The sequence below is a fragment of the Zavarzinella formosa DSM 19928 genome (assembly GCF_000255705.1).
In the GTDB taxonomy this organism is placed as follows: domain Bacteria; phylum Planctomycetota; class Planctomycetia; order Gemmatales; family Gemmataceae; genus Zavarzinella; species Zavarzinella formosa.
In genome coordinates, this window is sequence record NZ_JH636456.1 from 24198 (window position 1) to 26386 (window position 2189).

Sequence of the window (2189 nt, forward strand, 5' to 3'; positions counted from 1 at the left end):
GCCGAATTCCGGGCGACGTTCGAGGGCGCCGGGGTGGGCAAGGCCCAGGCCGACCCGGCCACGGGGAGACTGATTCGGGTCAACCCGAAACTCTGCGAACTTCTCAGGTATTCGGCGGACGAACTGCTCGGCATGGCCATCCGCGACCTGACCCATCCGGACGACCGGGCCGCCGGGGACGCGCAGTTCCGGTCGCTCGTGCTCGGGGAGGTGGGCCAGTACGCCGTCGAGAAGCGGTATCTACGGAAGGGCGGCGAGGTTGTGTGGGTGCGAGTGACGGCGACTGTCGTGCGGGGCTCCGACGGCCGTCCGGCGCGGGCCTCGGCGATCATCGAGGACGTGACCGCCCGCATTCACGCCGAGGCGGCGTTGAAGGACGCCGATCGCAAGAAAGACGACTTCATCGCACTGCTGGCGCACGAGCTTCGGAACCCTCTGGCCCCGATCCGCAACGGGCTGCAAGTGATCCGGCTGGCGTCGGACACCGCCTCGCGGGAACGGGCGCAGGCGATGATGGACCGGCAGCTCACCCACATGGTCCGGATGATCGACGACCTGCTGGACGTGTCCCGAATCGGCCGCAGCAAGATGGTGCTTCGCCGGACGCGCGTGGCGCTCAAGGACGTGGTCAACAGCGCCGTGGAGACGGCCCGGCCGGTGATTGACGAAGCGGGGCACGAGTTGCATCTTTCACTTCCCCCGGAGCCGGTTTTCCTCGACGCCGACCTGACACGCCTGTCGCAGGTCGTCAGCAACCTCCTCACCAACAGCGCCAAGTACACCGAGCGGGGCGGCCGGGTGTGGCTGACGGCCGAGCCGCGTGACGGCTCTGTCGCGGTGACCGTTCGTGACACCGGGATCGGCATCCCGGCCGAAGCCCTGCCGAACATTTTCGACATGTTCTCGCAAGTGGACCGGCCGACCGAGCGCAACGCGGGCGGCTTGGGGATCGGGCTCGCGCTGGTCAAGGGACTGGTGGAGATGCACGGCGGAACAGTTGTGGCGGCGAGCCGGGGAGAAGGGCGTGGCAGCGAGTTCACCGTCACTCTTCCAAGGCTGGCGCTCGAATCGGAAACCGTCGAATATTCAACGGTCGGAAAAACGGCCGATCCGGGAGTGAGGCGCCGGGTCCTCGTCGTGGATGACAACCCGGACGGGGCGGAATCGCTGGCGATGATGCTGAGTCTCCTGGGAGGTGAGGTCGCAACCGCTCGCGACGGACAGGAATCGCTTGAACAGGCCGAGCGATTCCGGCCGGAGGTGATCCTGATGGACATTGGGATGCCACGAATGAACGGACTGGAGGCGACCCGGTGTATCCGCGCCAAGGAATGGGGGCGCGAGGTGACAATCATCGCCCTGACCGGGTGGGGCCAGGACGCCGACCGGAAGCGGTCCCGCGAGGCTGGCTGCGACGGGCACTTGGTAAAGCCCGTCGAGCTAAATGCCTTGCAACAGTTGCTCGGCGACTTACGCCCCGCCCGACCGGAATGAGCGGCCGGCGATCCACTCCCGCGCCGACCGTTTGACGCCCGCATTGGCCTCATCCAACGTCGCCATCCAAACCGGCCCGTTGCCCTCGCCTCGGATGCGAGTTTCCAAGTCGAAGCTCCCGACCATCGCGGCGTGGAGGTCCTGAACAGTCATGTCACCCCGCAAGACCGCCTGATATCCGGAAGCGCGTGTCAACCGGTCGTTCGGGGCGAGTTCCAGTTCCTCGCCGGTCGGGCGGCCTTCTTTGTAGTGTTCCACCGTGGGGCGATACCAGAAAAGGCGGATGTTGGGCCACGCGGCGGCGAAAGCCGCCAGCGCGGCGGCATATGTCATGTCTCCGGTCAGGACGATCCGCCGTGTTGATTCGGTCATTCGGAAATTCCGGTGGTCAAACTGGCTTCGCGGCTCGCCATGCGCGCGGAGAAGAAGGAAAATGTGGCCGGGGCGCGGACTCGCATCGCCCCCGGCCTGGCAGCACCACCAGTTTTTGGGACCGGCAACGGATTTTGGGGCCGTGTGACTGCATCGGCAATTTAGCCATTCCGCTGTCATGATGGAATCGGAAAATTCCCCGACGGGAAATTTTCTTGCCCGGTCATCAAGCGGAGGTTACAGATGCAACAACCGGCGGGGTTTTGAGTCTTGTTGTTGATCGGGCGACAACTTCAGGGCGTCCCCGCCGGTCTTTTCAGTTT

The 2189-nt window shown here is 65.2% G+C and carries 2 protein-coding genes; one reads left to right on the top strand and one right to left on the bottom strand.

Features of this window, described 5'->3' with window-relative positions:
* Positions 1–1494: hybrid sensor histidine kinase/response regulator (locus tag BGIM_RS66300; protein WP_193789098.1), on the top strand; the 1494-nt coding region annotated here is incomplete at its 5' end.
* Here the strand turns inward: BGIM_RS66300 and BGIM_RS0146465 are convergent.
* Positions 1471–1866 (bottom strand): hypothetical protein, encoded by a 396-nt coding sequence (locus tag BGIM_RS0146465; protein WP_020476401.1) that lies wholly within the window; start codon positions 1864–1866, stop codon positions 1471–1473. The two genes, BGIM_RS66300 and BGIM_RS0146465, sit on opposite strands and share 24 nt — an antisense overlap.
* Positions 1867–2189: the final 323 nt, after the last annotated feature.